The organism is Lactiplantibacillus sp. 7.2.4 (genome assembly GCF_018991185.1).
GTDB lineage: Bacteria > Bacillota > Bacilli > Lactobacillales > Lactobacillaceae > Lactiplantibacillus > Lactiplantibacillus pentosus.
This window is the reverse complement of the sequence record NZ_JAGYGS010000033.1, coordinates 14385-33535: the sequence shown is the minus strand read 5'-3', so window position 1 is coordinate 33535 and position 19151 is coordinate 14385. Positions and strand designations below refer to the sequence as shown.

Annotated in this window: 18 protein-coding genes; 13 read left to right on the top strand and 5 right to left on the bottom strand. The window is 48.4% G+C overall.

The genetic code is table 11. The annotated features are described in order from the left end of the window. Nucleotides 1–188 precede the first annotated feature (188 nt). From lspA to KGF70_RS10765, 7 genes are all read left to right on the top strand, one after another. Complete coding sequence (gene lspA, locus KGF70_RS10795) at nucleotides 189–638, top strand: signal peptidase II (RefSeq protein ID WP_050338657.1); 450 nt, start codon at nucleotides 189–191, stop codon at nucleotides 636–638. A gap of 19 nt (nucleotides 639–657) precedes the next feature. Further along, on the top strand, nucleotides 658–1581 hold the full coding sequence (locus tag KGF70_RS10790; protein ID WP_216768144.1) for an RluA family pseudouridine synthase: 924 nt from the start codon (nucleotides 658–660) through the stop codon (nucleotides 1579–1581). 157 nt (nucleotides 1582–1738) lie between these two features. Further along, nucleotides 1739–2263, top strand: a complete 525-nt coding sequence (gene pyrR / locus KGF70_RS10785; protein WP_216768145.1) for a bifunctional pyr operon transcriptional regulator/uracil phosphoribosyltransferase PyrR — start codon at nucleotides 1739–1741, stop codon at nucleotides 2261–2263. A 33-nt stretch (nucleotides 2264–2296) separates the two neighbouring features. Then, nucleotides 2297–3379, top strand: a complete 1083-nt coding sequence (locus tag KGF70_RS10780; RefSeq protein WP_216768146.1) for a carbamoyl phosphate synthase small subunit — start codon at nucleotides 2297–2299, stop codon at nucleotides 3377–3379. Next, a complete protein-coding gene (locus tag KGF70_RS10775; RefSeq protein ID WP_216786442.1) occupies nucleotides 3376–5937 on the top strand; it encodes an ATP-grasp domain-containing protein in 2562 nt (853 codons plus the stop codon). Before KGF70_RS10780 ends, KGF70_RS10775 begins: the two co-directional genes overlap by 4 nt. A 232-nt stretch (nucleotides 5938–6169) precedes the next feature. Further along, complete coding sequence (locus KGF70_RS10770) at nucleotides 6170–7921, top strand: hypothetical protein (protein ID WP_216768148.1); 1752 nt, start codon at nucleotides 6170–6172, stop codon at nucleotides 7919–7921. 167 nt (nucleotides 7922–8088) lie between these two features. Beyond that, a complete protein-coding gene (locus KGF70_RS10765; protein ID WP_216768149.1) occupies nucleotides 8089–8694 on the top strand; it encodes a histidine phosphatase family protein in 606 nt (201 codons plus the stop codon). 183 nt (nucleotides 8695–8877) lie between these two features. Here KGF70_RS10765 and KGF70_RS10760 read toward each other — a convergent pair whose 3' ends face one another. The 4 genes from KGF70_RS10760 to KGF70_RS10745 form a co-directional block, all read right to left on the bottom strand. Next, a complete protein-coding gene (locus tag KGF70_RS10760) occupies nucleotides 8878–9273 on the bottom strand; it encodes an iron chaperone (RefSeq protein ID WP_050338651.1) in 396 nt (131 codons plus the stop codon). A 606-nt stretch (nucleotides 9274–9879) separates the two neighbouring features. After that, nucleotides 9880–10548 (bottom strand): chloramphenicol acetyltransferase, encoded by a 669-nt coding sequence (locus tag KGF70_RS10755; RefSeq protein ID WP_216768150.1) that lies wholly within the window; start codon nucleotides 10546–10548, stop codon nucleotides 9880–9882. Beyond that, nucleotides 10549–10920: a GIY-YIG nuclease family protein gene (locus KGF70_RS10750; protein ID WP_216768151.1), complete on the bottom strand. Its 372-nt coding sequence runs from the start codon at nucleotides 10918–10920 to the stop codon at nucleotides 10549–10551. 4 nt (nucleotides 10921–10924) lie between these two features. Beyond that, nucleotides 10925–11650: a DUF2087 domain-containing protein gene (locus KGF70_RS10745; protein WP_216768152.1), complete on the bottom strand. Its 726-nt coding sequence runs from the start codon at nucleotides 11648–11650 to the stop codon at nucleotides 10925–10927. A 597-nt stretch (nucleotides 11651–12247) separates the two neighbouring features. Between KGF70_RS10745 and KGF70_RS10740 the strand changes: the two genes are divergently transcribed. Both KGF70_RS10740 and KGF70_RS10735 read left to right on the top strand, forming a co-directional pair. After that, entirely contained in the window at nucleotides 12248–13147 is a 900-nt protein-coding gene (locus tag KGF70_RS10740; RefSeq protein WP_216768153.1) for an ABC transporter ATP-binding protein, read from the top strand. A gap of 12 nt (nucleotides 13148–13159) precedes the next feature. Then, the gene (locus tag KGF70_RS10735; protein ID WP_216768154.1) at nucleotides 13160–13921 is read left to right on the top strand and encodes an ABC transporter permease; all 762 of its coding nucleotides are present in this window, start codon (nucleotides 13160–13162) and stop codon (nucleotides 13919–13921) included. A gap of 323 nt (nucleotides 13922–14244) precedes the next feature. Here KGF70_RS10735 and KGF70_RS10730 read toward each other — a convergent pair whose 3' ends face one another. Beyond that, entirely contained in the window at nucleotides 14245–15951 is a 1707-nt protein-coding gene (locus KGF70_RS10730; RefSeq protein ID WP_216768155.1) for an NFACT RNA binding domain-containing protein, read from the bottom strand. Between the two features lie 384 nt (nucleotides 15952–16335). Here KGF70_RS10730 and KGF70_RS10725 point away from each other — a divergent pair, with 384 nt between their 5' ends. The 4 genes from KGF70_RS10725 to KGF70_RS10710 all read left to right on the top strand — a co-directional run bounded on the left by KGF70_RS10725 (nucleotide 16336) and on the right by KGF70_RS10710 (nucleotide 19063). Continuing rightward, entirely contained in the window at nucleotides 16336–16758 is a 423-nt protein-coding gene (locus KGF70_RS10725) for a MarR family winged helix-turn-helix transcriptional regulator (protein ID WP_050338644.1), read from the top strand. A gap of 85 nt (nucleotides 16759–16843) precedes the next feature. Beyond that, nucleotides 16844–17725: a DegV family protein gene (locus KGF70_RS10720; RefSeq protein WP_088769507.1), complete on the top strand. Its 882-nt coding sequence runs from the start codon at nucleotides 16844–16846 to the stop codon at nucleotides 17723–17725. Further along, complete coding sequence (locus KGF70_RS10715) at nucleotides 17715–18152, top strand: GNAT family N-acetyltransferase (RefSeq protein WP_216768156.1); 438 nt, start codon at nucleotides 17715–17717, stop codon at nucleotides 18150–18152. Before KGF70_RS10720 ends, KGF70_RS10715 begins: the two co-directional genes overlap by 11 nt. A 170-nt stretch (nucleotides 18153–18322) precedes the next feature. Further along, entirely contained in the window at nucleotides 18323–19063 is a 741-nt protein-coding gene (locus KGF70_RS10710; protein WP_216768157.1) for a DUF975 family protein, read from the top strand. Nucleotides 19064–19151 lie beyond the last annotated feature (88 nt).

Genomic DNA, 19151 nt, shown 5'->3' with positions numbered 1-19151 from the left:
CTAAGACGCGCATCGGCTGACGAACAGGAATCCACTAACTAGCATGATTTAATCATGATTCATGACAAATTAACCAGTATAATACGTAAGCAACCAATAAAAACCATGCTTTTTACAAGCCAGTTTCGTACAAGCGGGGCGTCTTTTGGTATAATTAAACACAGCTTAGCGAAATGGGAGGGCAAAATATGTGGATTTATATTCTATTGATGGTGGCGTTGGTCGCAGCTGACCAGGCTATCAAAGCAACAATTGTGAGTCATATCGCACTAGGGGCCAGCACGAGTGTGGTTCCCGGCCTATTATCATTGACCAATTTACATAACAATGGGGCCGCCTGGAGCATTCTGGAAGGCAAAATGAGTTTCTTCTACTTAATCTCAGTCGTGGCGCTGGTTATCATGGGTTACTTGTTATGGCGGTTGCGCGGTAAATGGGCGTATGAAGTCGGCATCTCATTGATGATTGCCGGTACGTTGGGTAATTTCATTGACCGTGTGCGGCTGGGTTATGTCGTTGATATGTTCCAACTTGATTTTATTAATTTTCCAATCTTTAACTTTGCGGATTCGTGCCTGACGATCGGTGTGATTTTCATTTTGATTGGGGTCTTACGGGACGATAGTTTTGACAAATAAGTAATAGGGAGCTGATAGCGTGGCAGGAGCGACCACGGAACAACAATATACGATTACGACGCAACAAGGTCGTCTGGATAGAGTGTTAGCTGGACTGCAGTCTGACTGGACACGTTCACAGGTCGATAAGTTGATCAAAACGGCGCAAGTAACGGTCAACGGTGAGGTTCAACCTAGTAAGTACAAGGTCAAAGTGGGCGACCAAATCACCGTCGCAGCCCAAACGGTCCAAACGACGACCATCGAACCGGAAAATATCCCGTTGGACATTGTTTATGAGGATGACGATGTACTCGTCGCCAATAAGCCCCAAGGGATGGTCGTACATCCGGCACCCGGGCATCCCGACCATACTTTGGTCAACGCCTTGCTATATCATAGTCCGTTATCGACCATCAGCGGCGAGTTTCGGCCGGGTATCGTGCACCGAATCGATAAAGATACGTCTGGCCTACTGATGGTTGCGAAAAATGACCGGGCACATCAGTCACTAGCGGCGCAACTCAAAGCCAAGACCAATCTGCGCGAATACGTCGCGTTGGTCCACGGCGTGATCAAGGAAGAGACTGGGACAATCAATGCACCTTTAGGTCGTTCGCCTAAGGATCGCAAGAAACAGGCCATCGTTAAGACTGGCCGACCAGCGGTAACGCATTTTAAAGTTTTGAAACGCTACCAGCACTACACGTTGATTAGCTGCCGTTTAGAGACCGGGCGGACGCACCAGATTCGGGTCCACTTGCAGTCAATTGGTCATCCACTGGTTGGTGACCCCTTATATGGGCCCAAAAAGACCATTAAGGGACAGGGTCAGTTTTTGCATGCGCGCTTGCTCGGTTTTAAGCATCCTGTGACAGGGCAGCTGCTGACGTTTGAAGCACCCTTGCCACCGATTTTTACTGAAACCCTGGCTAAGCTTGACAAAACCGATTTGAATCATTAATCTAACAGTAAAGAATGTCCTTTAATCCGGCCCTGCGAGACTGAAAGGCAACCTGTTAACAATAACTTTTGTCGGCGGCCGTGACTCTGTGTCCGGCCGCCTTTCTTTGTCATATGGGTGGTTCAAATGAACGTTAATCACAAACTGGGAGGCAAATATGCAAAAAGAAGTTGTTGATTCAATGGCGATGAAACGGGCGCTGACCCGGATCACGTACGAAATCATTGAGCAAAATAAAGGCATTAAAAATATCGTGTTGGTGGGCATCAAAACGCGGGGCGTTTATATTGCACAACGCATCGCGGCCCAACTCCAGCAGTTGGAGGGCACCGCGATTCCCGTTGGTGAATTGGATATCACTGCTTTTCGCGATGATCAGCCGTTGGATGCCGCACGCAATACCCATGACTATCAGCTGGCATTCTCAGTAGCTGACAAACGGGTAATTCTGGTTGACGACGTCCTCTTCACAGGTCGAACGATTCGCGCCGCTTTGGATGCCCTGATGGGTGGTGGTCGGCCGCAAAGTATTGCACTGGCGGTTTTGGTCGATCGTGGTCACCGGGAATTACCGATTCGCGCGGACTTTATCGGCCGCAACATTCCGACTGCACGTCAGGAACGTATTCGAGTCACCGTCAGTGAAATCGACGGTCACGATGGCATTGAAATTATTAACTAATAAACGTAATCAAACAGATGAGAAGGGATCGCAATGGCAGACCGCTATTTGATTCTTGAAGACGGCAGCGCCTACCTAGGCGAAGGCTTTGGCTCGCCAGCGGTTTCGACTGGAGAAATCGTCGTCAATACGAGCATGACGGGCTATCAAGAAATTATTACCAATCAAATTTATCATAATCAAATCGTTGCTTTTACGCAGCCGACGATTGGCAGTTACGGCATCAATCACGACAGCTATGAATCGATTTTACCCACGGTCAAAGGGGTCGTCGTGCGTGATGTCGCTAGTATCTCGACTAATCGGCAGCGACGTTGGTCATTGGACCAATACCTAAAACAACAAAATATTCCAGGAATCAGTCACATCGACACCCGGCACCTCGCCAAGCAGTTACGAGCTAGCGGTCCGATGAAGGCCAGCATCGTGGACGTGGCAGATGCCCACGCTTTTGACCAACTCGGTGCAACCGTGTTGACCAATCAACAAGTTGCCGCCGTCGCCACACCAAAACCATTTCCCAATCCAGGGACTGGTTTGAACGTGGTCGTGGTCGATTTTGGGCTGAAACACGGAATTTTACGTGAGCTTAGTAAACGGGCTTGCAACGTCACGGTGTTGCCATACACCGCCACGACCGAAGAAATTCTGAACCTTGATCCGGACGGGGTCGTCTTGTCAACCGGTCCTGGGAAACCACAAGACTTGCCGGACAGCGTGACTGAGATGATCAAAAATATTCAAAACCGGGTACCGCTCTTTGCAATTGGTCTCGGTCATGAATTGTTTGCGATGGCTAATGGTGCACAGATCATGAAGTTGTCACCCGAACATCACGGCACCAACCATCCGATTCGCGAAGTCATTACTAATCAGATTATTTATGCCTCACAGGGGCAAGGCTTTGCGGTCAATGCGGACACCGTTGACCGTAATAAATTAATTACCACGTTTGTTGATTTAATTGACGGGACGATTCAGGGCTTGCGTCTGCGCGATTTTCCAGCTTTTTCAGTCCAATTCTTCCCAGATGGCGCGCCCGGACCAACTGAGACGCGGGATATCTTCGATGAATTTGTTGAATCCATGCAACAAGCAAGGGGGCCAATCTGGTGAACAATCAAACCTTACAAAAAGTCCTGATCATCGGGGCGGGCCACAACGATATCGGCCGTGAAGGACAACATGATGCGGCCGTCACCCAAATCGGTGCGGCGATTCGGCGACTCGGTATCGCGGTCGTACTCGTGGATAACAACGCCTATTCAGTGGCGGCCGAAAATCGGTTTGCGGATAAGGTCTACTTAGAGCCGTTGACGGTTGCTGCTGTGACTAAAATTATCGAGGCCGAGCAACCCGATGGCCTGATTCCTTCCTTGGGTGGCATTCAAACGGTGACTCTGATTCAGGGGTTAATTCGAAATAACGTGCTTAAGAATAATCAGGTCAAGCTGTTGCAGTGGGATCAAGACGTTGTCGATATGATCGTCAATCCCGCCCTCATGAGTAATCGGCTGAAGGATATTGGCGAACCGGTGATTGCCTCGCAGGTCGTGGCCAGTACTGCAGAAGCGATGGCGGTCGTGCGTCACGTCGGCTTCCCGGTCATCGTTAAATCAGTGGCGCCACGGATTGAAGCGAGTCGGCAACTCTGTGAAGATGAAGATGAACTGCAACAAGCGTTAGCAATGGGCTTCAAAGTGTCAGGTACCAAGCAATGCATTGTCGAACAAAGTATTGTTGGCTATAAGGAACTTGAGTTTGTTGCCGTCCGTGACCAAAAGGACACCGCATTACTCGTCAGTGGGATGGAAAACTTTGATCCGGTCGGCATTCACTCGGCGGACTCGATCGTTTTTGCGCCGACGCAGACGATCACTGACCAGGAGTATCAACAGTTTCGAGCCGCGACGCTGAAAATCATGCGTAAGCTGCGGCTCAGTGGGTCCTGCCACGTTCAGTTCGCCTTGGATCCGGCAACTCAAAATTACTATGTCATTAAAGTGACGCCGTATTTTGACCGCACGATGGCCTTGGCCGCCCGCGCAACCGAGTATCCACTCGCCCTAGTTGTCGGTAATCTGATGGTTGGCATTAGCTTAGCCGAAGTCAAATTACCGGGGGCTTATCGTAAACAGACGGCCCTCATCGAACCGGTGCTCGACCATATCGTCTGTCGCATCCCAGTCTGGCCGTTCAATGTGCTGAATAAGGTCAGCCACCAACTCGATACGGTCACTGAATCGACTGGATCCGTGATTGGCGTGGGTCGCTCAACGGAAGAAGCTTTGCTGAAAGGGTTGCGTTCGACCGATGAATCACGGTATCACGTGATTGCCAATTGGCCACAGAACTATTCTGAAGGCGAATTGATTCAGCGCTTGATTCACCCACAAGCTGGGCGGATGTTGATTCTGCTAGAGGCACTGAATCGGGGCTACCAGATTGACGAGCTAGCTGAGTTGACCAAGATCGACGCCTTTTATTTCTATAAATTAAGTCATATTTTAGAAATCGAACGCGCTTTACGTGAGCGGCCTTTCGACGTCCACGCATTGGGACGGGCTAAATATTTCGGCTTTACCGATGAAGACGCGGCTGCTGCTTGGCAGGCTGAGGTCAGCAAGGTACGCCAGTTTGCACTGGAAAATGAAATTCGGCCGACGTTTAAAGAAATCGAACCAACGGCCGGCGAATTCACGGAACAAACCAGTACTTATTATTCAACTTATGAATTTGATAATGAAAGCCAACCGACTGCGGGTCGTCGCGTGGTCGTGATTGGCACCGGCGCCAACCGCATCGGGACCAATCATGGGAACGATTATCTCGTCTCACAGCTGTTGTTTTACTTGAAGAAGGCCAATTACGAGCCAATTTTGATCAACGCTAATCCGAACAGTGTGGCGATGACGCCGCAATTGGCGAAAAAGCGCTATGTTGAGCCTAAGCAGTATTCTGACATTTTAAACGTGTTGGCGATTGAAAAGCCGTTGATCGTCTTTACCACCTACCATGACTATCGACTGGGCCAACAGCTGATTCGGGATGGCTATCAAGTGATTCAAATCGATAACAGTTTGCCTCGCGAACAAATCAAGACGAACGATTCACCGGCCGTGGAAGTGATTACGGACGGAACGGATGTCTCAATTTTCGGGATCAGCGAAATTATTGCCGGTAATAATCTTCGTGGCAACGTGCGCGGTGCGGTCGAAGTCTTCCCAATTCGGGATAAGGCTGAAAATCAAGCGATTACGGCATTGACTGACGAAATCAAGCAACGGGTCCTCGCGATGGGCGCCCCCGGATTATATACCGTGCGCTTGGCAATTGCGGATACGAAGCTGCAACTGGCCACGATTGAACCGATGAGCATTGCGACTATGGCACTGATCAGTAAAGCAAGTGGCTCGAGCGTGACCCGCTTATTACTACACGTGAAGTTGGGCGAGTCGTTGACCAAGGTGATGTACGACTATCCAGACGTCAACCGCTTGAAGCCCGTTTACGTCCAGGCCAACACGTTCCCATATAATCATTTACAGATTTATGATGAAGTCGAAGCAACCGGCGAACCTGGTCACGCGACTGGGACGGTGATTGCCCATGGTGACACGTTGAAAGCGGCGTTGACGGCCTTGAATCAGGGCAATGAGGACACTGACTTCTAGGTTGACATGCCCATGTTCGCTTGACACTGTGCCGTTATTTGACCAACGTCATTAAGAAATATTGGCGATCGCAACCTAACCAAAACTTGGTCGGGTTGCGATTTTTGAGTTGCGAGTGTGAACTAACGATAACCAGTTAACATTGGAATCAATGGGGTAAAACGGATATACTGTAAATTTAGGTGCTTGAACGAGTATCAGAACAAAAGGGTTAGTTGGGGAGGAATTGAAGATGCGCAAACACAAAACGGCAATCGTGGTGATTGCACTTGCCGTCTTGGTCATGTGTAGTCCGTTACTATTGAATAATCACGCTTTATTAGGGGTGGATGGTTATTTTCAATACAATCGGATTTATGAGGCCGCGTTACAATTAAAAAATCACAATTTTAGTTTTATCAATCTGTATTCATTTCAGCAAGCGGGCCGGGTGGTCAACAGCCTCTACAGTCCGCTGATCACTTACATTGCCGGTGCGTTATTACTGCTAGTCGGCAATTGGTTTCGATTCCAAATACTCTCACTAGCAATCGTTTATTTTACCAGTGGGATGTTGATGTACGCGGCCGGTCAGCGGCTTCATTTTTCGAAACGGGTCTCGATCGCTTTGGGCGTGATTTTCTTAAGCTCTAATGTGGTCTACGGCTTCTTATTCGGTGTCACTTGGCGCTCGATTGCGTTTGGCTTATTGCCGTTACTCGTCGGTCCGATCCTAGATCTGTATGCCGGCAAGTGGGAGTTGTTACCGATGCTGAAGTTGGGCATCTACATTGGGTTGTTAGCGCAATTCCAAATCCTGACAGTTGCGTTAGTCCTCCCATTCCTAGTGCCATTTTTCATTCACGGGCTGTGGCGAACAAAATTCGAAGTTAGCGGATTACTAAACTTCGTGGCGGCGGTCTTGCTGGCAGTATTGCTCAGTCTCGATACCATTCTGCCATTGTTAGAAGTCTACCGGGGCAACACCTTGATTCCACCCGTTGCGATGGATATGGCACCCAATGCCAGTCTGATTTTTCAGCCGATCTATAATGGCGTCGACTCCAATAGCGATATCGTCTTGACCATTATCGTGTATGCACTGTTGACTGGTCTGGTCGTCTTCTGGCACCGCTTGACGCCATTCACAAAGTTATTTGCGACGGTCTCGATGGTCTATCTAGTGATTGGGACGACGCTATTTCCGTGGGATTTGATGCAAAAATCGTTCCCACTCTTGCAATCATTCTTGCAAATGCCACGCCGGATTACGCTGATTGGGACGCCGTTCATGTTGCTAGCGACAGTCTTGGTTTATCGTGAGGTGGCCCACACGCAGACCAGTGAAACACTTCACCGGAGCATTGGGATTGCGGCGACTTGCTTGAGTCTGATTTCGCTCATATTATGCACGCAAAAAGTCAGTCAAAACGTGCATTTTACGATTGCCGACTCGACGCCACTCGCGCAAGGGTTACAGACGGCTGATGGCAATGTGCATTCACGGCTGAAGTACATCAAACAACTGCAACCAGCGTTTCATACGCGGAAACTCGGACAGCTGATTGATGATGCTGATCGAACGACCCCGGACTACGTGCCCGTCACGCATAAGGTTATCACGGCCCCAGACGTTTACCATGCCTACACGCGGAATTTTTCTAAACAGAAATCGCGTTTTAAGCACCAAGTCATCCGTGATGGCATCAAGCTCACTTGGCATGCTAAACACGCGAAAGTCCAGACGCTACCAGTCGTCGCTTATCGTCGAACCGTGCTTGTGTTGAACGGCAAACGCGTCACATCAGCACAAATCAAGCATCATTGGATCGGTAATATTGGGCTGAAACAGCACCGTGGCAAGAACGTGCTCATCATCCGGTATCAAAGCAGTTTCGTTACCAAACTCGGAACGGTACTCGCAATCGTTGCGTGGATTGGTGTGCTAATTGCCTGGCCTATCACCATGCGACGGTCACGGCGGTCTGCGGCAGTGGAACAATAATCTGTCAATTTGGATATTAAGACCTTGTATCCGCGAGCGGTTATTGCCCGTGATTGGTCACAAGCGGCATCATCTGTTTAGGCGGATGATGCCGCTTTTTGTCAAGAACAGCGCTTTCATTTGTGGTATGCTTATCTTAACATTTTGATAAAGGATGGTTATGCAAATTGGCAAAGACACTATATTTGATGCGGCACGGTGAGACCTTGTTCAATCGGTTACACAAGATTCAAGGTGCGTGTGATTCACCACTAACGGAACGGGGTATTGCGGATGCCAAGCAGGTCGGCGACTATTTTCGGCGAGCACAGATCACGTTTGATCATGCCTACTGTTCGACCCAGGAACGCGCAAGCGACACCTTAGAACTCGTGACTCAGCCGTACGAACGGGTAAAAGGGATTAAGGAGTGGGGCTTTGGTGTTTTTGAAGGAGAATCTGAAGTCTTGAATCCCAAACCCGACCCAGTTCGGCGCAGCCACGGTGATTTTTTCTTACAATATGGTGGTGAAAGTGACTTACAAGTTCAGGCGCGCGTGGTCAAGACGTTGACGGAAATTATGGAACGTCCCAATCATCAGCAGGTTCTCGCGGTGAGCCACGGGGGCGCCAGCTTCATGTTCTTGCGAAAATGGCTGTCGATGGACGAAATTGAACGGCGGGGCATCGTGTTACACAATTGTGCCGTTTTGAAATATCGCTATGAAGCGGGCCAGTTCCAGTTTGATAAAGTGATTGATTGGTCGGCCAAGCCAACAGCTCAGATAAATTAAAATTATGTCAACTAGCGACTGATTGTCCAGTTTAGCGAAAATCGGTCGCGTTGTGCAAACAGCCTATTCAGAATTAACTGAGTAGGCTGTTTTTGTTTGCTTTGAATTTAGGGGTTAGGCGGGCAACTGGCAATGCAGCACATGACTTGTTTGCTATCAAGCCTGACTGTCACATGGGCACCCTTAAGCCCGCCAAAAAGTCGTGGTCGCTTGCTTGGTGTCAATATTGTACTGAATCGTCTGGGCCAGCAAGTCATGATTAACGGGTGTTTCAAAATTGATTTGCCAGAGCATCTTTGTGGCGTGGTCACCGTTGGCTTCGATAGCAGCTCGAAAATGGTCAAGCGTGGGGGTCTCTAACGCAATATTCAAGTGGTCCTTCGCCGTGCTAAAACCAATGATAAAGGTCCCGTGGTCAGTGAACATCGGCTGGTTCCAAGCCACGCGCGGGGTTAATTGTGGAAACGTTGTGTGGACCCAATTAAGCAGCGGAATCAGCTGTGCCCGTTGTGCGCTGGACTTACCAGCCTCAAAATACGGTTGAAGTACTGCCAGATCAGTGTGTAGTTGGTCAGCCATAATAAATCCTCCATAATAATTCGCCATAATTGTGTTGGTCTAAGTGTACAGAAAGGCGGAGCTGGTTGCAACCAAAAACGCCGTCGACGATGCCCACACATTTCGTCAACGGCGTTAGGTTTGAGTTTCCGAGTAAACGAGCCCACTACGATTCATTACTCGGCTGATTGTTTTAGTTGGTTAGGTCCCAATGCCAGTACGGATGGTGGTTTGCCACGTAAATGACAGTTGGGTGTGCTGATTGCGGTCGGCTTTGACGCCGCGTAATCGTTAGAGTTTGTTGATGACGCATAGACATCAGTTCCTTTCTTAATGAATACACTTAGTTTACGCGCCGTCGCTCGCAGTAACTACTGCATTTTCATAAGGCTAGCATAAGAATTTCTTAGAATTGCACTGGTGGGACGAGTAGGGCAATCTCACCTGCAAGGACCTGGGTGTGGTCCTTGCTCTGAAAAGGGCGGCACTCGCTGATGTCACAATGAGCGGCCACCTATCAATAACACGATCTAACTACCCAGCCTAGGACTCAGCCGATTCGAAGCGGACTGAGGGGCGAGTCATGTTCAAGTTTAATAAAGGATCCAACACAACCTGAGCGTGTGGTCACCCTAAATATTGTAACGGTTGGTCCCAATAGGCTTGGAGTTCATTAAAAAAGCGACTGAGATGGTCCCCGTCGATGGTGGCGTGATTGACCGTAATGCTCAACGGCATCGTGGTTGTGCCGGCCTCCTGCTGGAACTGACCAGCCTGAAAAATTGGGAAGAAGCTATCCAGCGGTTTGAACGGCAGCGGCGTGTAACTACTAAAATGAACACCCGGAAGGCTGCCGATATTAACCAGATTTGGGGTTTGCGGTGCTTTCGGCATTGGTCCTGGAACCGTACTAAATTCAGCTTGGTCGGCTAAATAGTGTTGATAAAAAGTTCGGAAATCAGTATCGTACGTTGTCCATAAATTGGCCATTGTCCGGTCCGCGTGCAGAATCGTATACGACGGGTGGAGCACGTCAAAGGTCACCAGTTGGTCGTTCAAATAGCCAACGCGCATTTCGGGATGGGTGGTCAGCAAGCGACTCACTAGGTAAAGATAAGCCGCGTTAAATTTGACCTGGTGGGCTTTTGTCCAAGTTAGAGTCCTAGTAACATCCATATTGACTGTGAGACTGAAACCACTGGGGGCCAGTTTTGTAAAATAATAAAAATACGGTTGGCGTGGCCAGGTTTCTTGGTCGATAGCAACAGCGTGCATGTTTGGTTTAGTGGTGGTCATTTAGTCTTCCTGCCAATCTTTTGGGCGCCGATTATAGCCATGTTCATCGAATGGTTGTAAATCGTGCAGCCATTTATTTTTGAGTTCCTTAAGTGTGGCGCGCATATTCGTGACAGCCGTTGTTTCCTTTTGCCACAAGACTTGATACGAAAAGTCGGCGGGCGACTGCTGATTCCAATCAGTCTGTAACGGATTGGCGCGATAAAAGTTCTTATTAAGATTGAGTTGATAAAAGGCCCACCGGTTATTCAAATTGGGGACAACATCAATCCAAATTTTGTGGTTGCGTTCATTTGTAATTTGAATGACGCCATAATAAGTTGGCGCTAGTTTGTATCTTTGCTGTAAATCGTGTTTTTCTGCTGGTTGCATGCTTTTAATCCTCCTGAGTCGTTGTACGCCAGTATTGCCGGCCATCGACAGTTCGTTTTAAGAAGCCGTAGTCGATCAGGTAGCGGCGCAGTGTGGTGTAATCAAAATAAATCGGTCGCAAATAAGTGTTGAGCTCGGCTTCACTGAGCGGTTGTTTCAGCGGAATTTCATCAATGATTCGGGTCAAAATCATGACGATCGTCTTTTGTTTCTTCGGCCAGCGCTTCAATTGTAATGGCTCGTGGTCAAAGTCGAAGTACTGCTTCAGCGTTTGGGCCACTTCGTCTTCAGTAATGGCAAAGCGGTCATCAACGATTCCGGGTTGTTCTGGTAAGGCGATCAGATCATTACTCGTCTGGCCACTCTCAAAGACGGATTGATAGATGGCCAGGTACAATTTCGCTTGTTTGGCTTTTTCACGAAAGGTAAATTTTTGATGGCGAATCGTTGCCGCCGCTAATTGAAGTTGTTTGGCTAAGTCAGCATCCTTAATGCCGGTCGCAAAAGCCGTCAGTAAATTTTGTTGCTTAGCGGTTAAAGTGTTATAGCGACTATCCAAGTGAATTAATGATGACTGGTTACCGCCATGGACGATCGTCAAGTGTTGTTCGATCATTTCGATCGCAGTGGTCGGTTCCCAACTGGCATCACAGTAGTTACAGGACGGAGCAGTGGCGGTTTGATGCCAACCGCGCTTTAAATCGTCGATCGTTAAATTAGTTAGGTTCATAAGGCCACCTCCAATGCTATTGATTATAAGGGCGTTTATCATATTTGTAAACATTAAATTTGAGCTTATGTTTATTATTACTATAAACATAAGCCTACTCAGACTGTTTACACTTTCAATAAACATAAAACATTTGTCGTGACATTGGGGTTGTTCGCGTTTCAAATTAACGACGCGCTTTAAAACCGGAAAAATGAGGACAGTGTAAATTAAACATCGCATATTTGGCATGGGTGGGCTCATCCGACACGCTTAATCACACATCCTCAGTTAATGTGTGATTAAGCGTGCTTTTGTGTAATCGGCCGACTGTTGCCAGCTATAGTCTAAGACGATGCTGTGTTAAGCCACACTAGCGCTGACACGTTTGTTTGTTAACCGTTACTTGCCATGGATCGTTTAGCAGGTAAAAAATCAGGTCATTCAGGGACGTCCCAGATGCTTCGTCTGCTGGCCTATCGTATAATCCGCGGTGTTGAATCGCTTGGATAGCGGTTACAACAGCTGCAGCCGGTTAGAGCCGATTTGACTGAATTTAAAATTTTTAGAAATCACCGAATGGCTATCGAAGTGTTAATCAAAAAGGAAGTGGTTGAAGTGACTGAAGCAATTTTAAGTGTCACGCATCTCAATAAGCGATTCAAACGCCAGCCGGTCTTGCAGGATGTGACTTTTGACTGTGAACCGGGACGCATTATTGGCTTGGTGGGCGCGAACGGTGCTGGAAAAACGACGATTATGAAATCGATTTTGGGGCTCATCCGTACTGAGGGCGCCGTGACAATTGCGGGTCAAGCGATGCAATTTGACCGGCATCCTGCATTGGCGCAGGTCGGGGCCCTAATTGAGTATCCGAGCCTGTACCCCTATCTGAGTGGCTGGGATAATCTGCGGTTGTTTGCGCGTGATCAGGACGTTGCGGCACAAATTCAAGCGCTTGTGACCCAGTTTGATATGTCCGATTATATTCATCGTAAGGCCCGGACCTATTCGCTAGGGATGAAACAAAAACTGGGGATTGCGCTGGCGTTCTTGAATCGTCCGCAACTGGTCATCTTAGATGAACCGATGAACGGGCTCGACCCACAAGGCACCAAGCAACTGCGTGATTTTATTATGGCTCAAAAACAGCAGGGGGTGACGTTGCTGATTTCCAGTCATATTCTAGGCGAATTACAAAAATTAGCGGATGACCTGGTCATTATTGACCATGGTCGCGTCATTCAGCGGACGACGATGGCCGCAGCTCTGGCGTTGACTGAGCATTATGTTGTGGTCGCGACTGAACATGACGGTCAGGCCAAAGCAGCCTTGACTGCGGCGGGTTATCAGTTAGCAGCCGGAACGCCAGTTAAACTGCTTCTAGCACCGGATCAATCAGTGGTGGATGTCTTAGCCGTGTTGCAACAGCAGCACATCACGGTGACAGATGTTCAACACCAGGACGCCGATTTGGAACAGATCGTGTTGACCTTATTAGCGTCATCTAAGGCCTAGGGGGTGGGGCAGATGATAACTTTATATCGACAAGAATTGCGTAAGTTGCTTAAGAAGCAATCGACGTGGTGGTGTCCCGGTATCTTAATCGCACTAGCAGTAACCTTTGCTAGTCTGGCACGCGTCAATGCCAAACTCTTCCCCGCTAAAGCTTTGTTCAATGATAATTTTGAAACGGGGCAATTCCTGGTCTTCTTTATTATGGGCACGGCTGCGGCGATGGTGACGATGGAATATCAATATGGAACCATCAAAACGGTCTTGACCCAGTCGTATACGCGGGGGCAGGTCCTGGTCAGTAAATGGCTGACGATGTTAACGTACAGTTTGATTTTATACGTGGGGACGCTAGGGTTGACGTTGCTGCTAAAAGTCAGTCTCCTCAACGATAAGTTCATGGTCTTTGCCCATCCTAGCTTTTGGAAGCAGTGGTTAGCCGCTACGGCCGGGGACTTCATGAATACTTGGTTGTTACTCAGTCTCGTATTACTCGTTGCGACGGGCTTTAAACGGTCAGGGATGGCGGTGGCTGTCGGCATCGTCGGGTACTTTTTACTTTCACTCGTCAACGTGCCGATGATCGCGCTGATTAAAAAGTACGCGTGTCTCAAATGGAATCCAATCAACATGTTCAACTATGCGTCACAGCTGCGGGTTGCGTCACTCAGCCATGTGACCAAGTTATCCAACGTGCAATTCTTCTGGGGTAACTTAGTCTATATTGGCCTTTTCTTGGCGTTAGGTTGGCTGTTGTTCCGGCGGCGCGAAGTGTGACGCTTATTCGCTAGGGACTGATGTAAGCTAACGATGATCTGAGCATCATCCAGAAAACTAGCTCGCTGGTGCACCGTTCCAGCGGCAAGTCAGATGCTTAAATTGCTGGCACAGATTGGTGGCACCAGTCGAAGATCAACTAAAAAAACGAGCCATTGGACAATCCGGTTGGGTTGCCAGTGGCTAGTTTTGGTGGTGATTATGTTGGTTTTAGTTCGGTGTCATTAAATGTCAATCAATGGGTGCTGGTTTTGATTGATCTAGTCCTGTTGCGATCAGGATAAGCCGCGTGTGGGCCAAACGAGCCGCTACCCGTTTAGACACTAATCTTTCGGTGTGAGCTGTTCGACAAGTTGGGCATCCGGTGAGACGTATAAGGTCTTTTGCCCCTCATAAATCACAAATCCAGGCTTGGCGCCGTTTGGCTTGCGGATTCGCCGTACTTGGACGTAATCAACGGGGACCGTCGCAGAATCACGCGCCTTTGAGAAGTAGGCAGCCAAGTTGGCCGCTTCCATCAAGGTCGTTTCACTCGGGTGATCAGAATGCACGATGACGTGAGAACCCGGAATTTTCTGCGTATGCAACCAATAATCACTCTTATGAGCAGTTTTAAGCGTCAACTGGTCATTTTGTCGATTGTTCTTACCGACTGAGATGGGGGTGCCATCCGTTGCAACAAACGCCTGTGGCTGACTAGGCCGCCGTGAACTACGCTGCTTCTTCTTGGTATGATGTTGCTTCAGATAGCCCTGTTGCGTCAATTCTTCGCGAATTTCGGCGATGTCGGCTGGGCTGGCTAATTCGATCTGGGTCTGAATGTTATCCAGGTAGTCGATTTCAGCCTGCGTCAAGTCAATCTGTTCACCGACATAGCCGACCGCATTCTTTTGTTTCTGATACCGCGAGAAGTATTTTTGGGCGTTGCGTGAAGGTGATAACTGGTTAGACAACTGAATTTTTAATGGTGCATTATCATGATAATAATCAGGTAATGTAATTTCAGTCATTCCGCGTTTGACTTCGTGTAAATAAGTCGTCAGAATTTCACCTTTCAGCCGAAGTTCATCAGCTTGCTTAGTATTAGCTAAAGTCTGTTCCAGCTTTTTGAGCTTGTTGCGGTTCTTCTTCAGGTTATTTTTGACGACCCGAATCAAATTGCCGGCTTGTTGCTGGACGCGTTCGCGTTGCGCTGCATCCGCATAGTAAAAATCGAGCAACTGACTGAGCGTGTCAAACTGGCGGGTAGCCGGGCCAAAGTGGTCGAACTTGCCGGCTGCAAACATCGTTTTACGATTTGGCAAGGTGATTAGCGTTGGTTCTGGATGATCGAACTGTGCCAAGAAGGCTTGGTAGTGTGCAGCTATATCACCTGGTTGGTGCAAGTCAGCAGCCAACTGTTGGGCACTGTCGCGACCTAAACCTTGATAGTGCTGCTGCAACTGCTTAGCGAGGACATCTTCGTTTGGATAATCGCGCACCAATGTTTGATAATCGGTATTGGGCGTGAACGGATCGATTTTGTCTTGCTTGGGTGGCTGGATATAGGTGGCACCGGGTAGTAACAACCGGTAGCGGTTTTGGTCGGCGCCCACGTGCTTGATGACATCGATGATTTTGCTCGTTTGATCATCAACTAAAATGACGTTACTGTGCCGCGCCATGATTTCGATAATCAACGTCAGTGTCTCAGCATCACCTAACTCGTTGCGGGTTGCGACAGTCAGGTGAACGACCCGGTCATTAGCCATCTGGGTGACGGCAGTGACGACTGCGCCTTGCAAGTACTTCCGCATCATCATCGCGAAGTTCGTTGGTACGGCTGGATTGACGTATGGAATTTGGGTGGTCTGAATCCGTGGATAGGTCGGATCAGCCGATAGCAAGACTGGATAATTCTGCCGATTAGCACGAATCGTGAGGATTAACTCGTTTTGGTAGGGCTGATTAATTTTGGAAATACGACCGCCAACTAAGGTTTGGCGTAATTCGGTGACCATCGCATGGGTGAATAAACCATCAAAGGACATGTGCTCACTCGCTTTCTTAAAGTTTCGTTTATAAACTGTCCGCGGACAGTTAACCGGCTACTAGTATACCGTTATTCAGGGCTTAAAGACAAGTTACCGACCCGCGGATGCCAGGTGTTTTAGTAAGCCCAGCAATTTGGACGTCGATTTGTTCCCAATAAACAGATCCATTTGAAAATTCCCCAGATTTTGCCGGTGTGCGGGCACGAACGGATAGTGGTGGGCGTTACAGTTCGCCTGCCAAAGCTGAAATTCGGTTGAATTAGCGCCTAAATGTTATATGCAAAAACGATTTTACCGGCTTTGATTTCAAAAAACCATCGTAATTATCGGTTTAATATTGTATAATACAAATGTGAATTATTGTTGAGAGGAATGAAGGACATGAAATCAAGCTTAACGGCACTAGCAGAGACGGCTAAACTCCAAACGGCCAGCTTAAAACAATTGACCAAGGCACAAGGGGTGACGGTTGCGGAATGGCAATTACTGATCCAATTGAACACGGGTGCGAACACGCAAGAAAAATTAGCCACGGCGATGCAATTGGATACCTCAACACTTAGCCGGCAACTCGCCAGCCTCGTTAAAAAGGAGAAACTCAGCAAGGAAGCGGTCGGCCGCGACCGGCGCCAACTTGTTTATACGATTACGCCTGCTGGCCTGACTGCACTCAACGCGATCAACGCCGCCTATGAGCAATTTGAAGCCGACGTTTTTGACAAGTGGCCCCAAGATGAACAAAACTTATTGCGGATCTTGTTGAATCGCCTCAACAAATCAGTCAGTCGGATTTTAGAACCCTAACTTTCCGAGCGGTCGAAGGTAGAGTCTCGCTTAATTTTATGCTATGATGTTTGATATTACTTAAGATAAGAAGTAGGTGTAAGTCATGAAGATTGCTGTTGTTACTGACAGCACGAGCTATTTGACACCGCAAGAGGTCGCGGACAACGATATTCATGTCGTGCCGATTCCGGTTATTATAGATGGAAAAGTGTATCAAGAAGGGGTCGATATCAAGACTGACGACTTCTATGCCAATATGAAATCTTTCAAGTCATTCCCTAGTACGTCGCAACCACCCGTGGGGGAAATGGTGGCGTTTTACAATCGACTTGGTGATCAAGGTTACGATGCCGTCATTAGTATTCATTTAGCTAGTACGATCTCCGGCTTTTACAATAGTCTAATGAATATGCGCGACATGGTCGATAACATTCAACTTTACCCGTACGATTCACAAATCACGGTGCGGTTGATGGGCTATTTGGCACTAGAAGCGGCGCGGATGGCGAAAGCTGGTCGTTCAGTCGATGAAATTCTAGCACGGTTGGATGACTTACGAGCTTCCATGGGCGAGTATTTTATTGTCGATGATTTACAAAATTTAGTGCGGGGCGGCCGGCTATCCAACGCTTCCGCTTTTATCGGTAGTGTGCTACGAATCAAGCCATTACTGACCTTTGATGATGACAGTCATGAAATCGTGGCCTTTGAAAAGGTCCGCTCGACCAAGAAAGCACTGGCGCGTGTCGAACAGCTCTTCGCACAAGCACAAGCGAAGGTCGATTACCCGTTGCGAGCCATCATCGTTCAAGGCAATAACTTAGCGGCAGCTGAGGATTGGAAACAAAAGCTGCAGCAGCAGTATCCTGACATGCCAATTGATATCACGTATTTTGGCCCGGTCATTGGGGCGCATTTAGGTGATAAGTCGCTCGCGCTCGCTTGGTTGAAAGATATTGACAAGGCTTATCCAGATGCAGATTAAATTTGAAGCGACGCCCGCCAATCGGGCAGCAGCGTACGCCCTGCGTCAAGCGGTCTTCGTTGAAGAACGGGGCATCGCAGCGACGGTTGAGTTTGATGAGAAGGACACCGACGAGCGGCTGTACGGAGTGGCCTACTTGCGTCGGGACTTGCCGGTGGCGACCCTACGCCTGGAACCACAAGCGGACGGGGTCATGCGTTTTGGCCGCGTTTGTACGCGTCAAGCGTATCGTGGTCAGGGCCTTGGCCAGCAGCTATTAACCGCCGCCGAAGCTTGGGCCGTGACGCATGGCTATCAACTAGGTACGATTCACGGCGAGCTTACGGCGCAGTCATTTTATGAGCGCTGTGGCTATCAGGTTACCGCTGGCCCCTATGATGAGGACGGTGCGCCCGTGGTCGTCATGCACAAGCAATTATTCGGATAACAACCAAACGGCGCTGGCAGATTTGTCAGCGCCGTTTTGCACTAGTAACATTGATTATATAGCGTGCCGTCATCTAAATAGGTGGCACATACCAACAACGCAACTGTGACAAACGACGGCTGGTCGTCAAAGTCGAACCAGCCTCGTGATGATGAAAGTGAGGAGAACAGATGGAACAAAAAACACGGGCTGATTTAAAGGTCGAAATTAAACAATTATTCAAAGGACGTTGGAAAGATGCCATTTTACTGTGCATCATTGTCAGTTTGCTATCGATTTATAGCATCATGTCCAATTATTCTGATCAAATTCGCGGGACCAGTCCAACTTCCAGCTGGCATTCAGCGAGTCGATTGGGCACGGTGACTGGCCAGCAAGTCACGTTAGTCTTAGCTACCTTAGCTGGCGTCCTGCTGGTGCAAATCGTAATCGCCTTGGTCATTCAGCTTTTCCGGATTGGCACTAGTTATGCGATGCTGGACTGGGTCCGCAATCCGGAACGCCAGATTCATCCAGTCAGCGATTCGACCGTGGGCTTTACCAAGAAATACGGCTGGTCATTAGTCGGACTGACGATTTATCGCGTCGTCTTGATTTTTTTGTGGACGTTATTATTCATCGTCCCCGGAATCATCAAGGCGTACGCTTACTCACAAACTTATTTTGTGTACAAAGATATGCTCGCTCAGGCGTTAGCTGACGGCCAACCGCGGCCCCGTTTTCGGGATGTCGTGACTCGCAGTCGTCAACTGATGGTCGGCCACAAGTGGCAATTTTTCGTGTTACAACTGAGCTTCTTGGGTTGGGCAATTCTGAGCGCTTTGACTGCTGGTATCGGCCAATTATGGCTGACGCCGTACACGTATGGCGTCATGGCTAATTATTATGATAATTTACAATTAAAGGCCTAATATTCTGATATCAGCTTCTGCACATTTTCTTGATTGTTTCTTTTATCATCCGGGGGACAAATCGCCCAAAATATGGTAAACTGTCGAA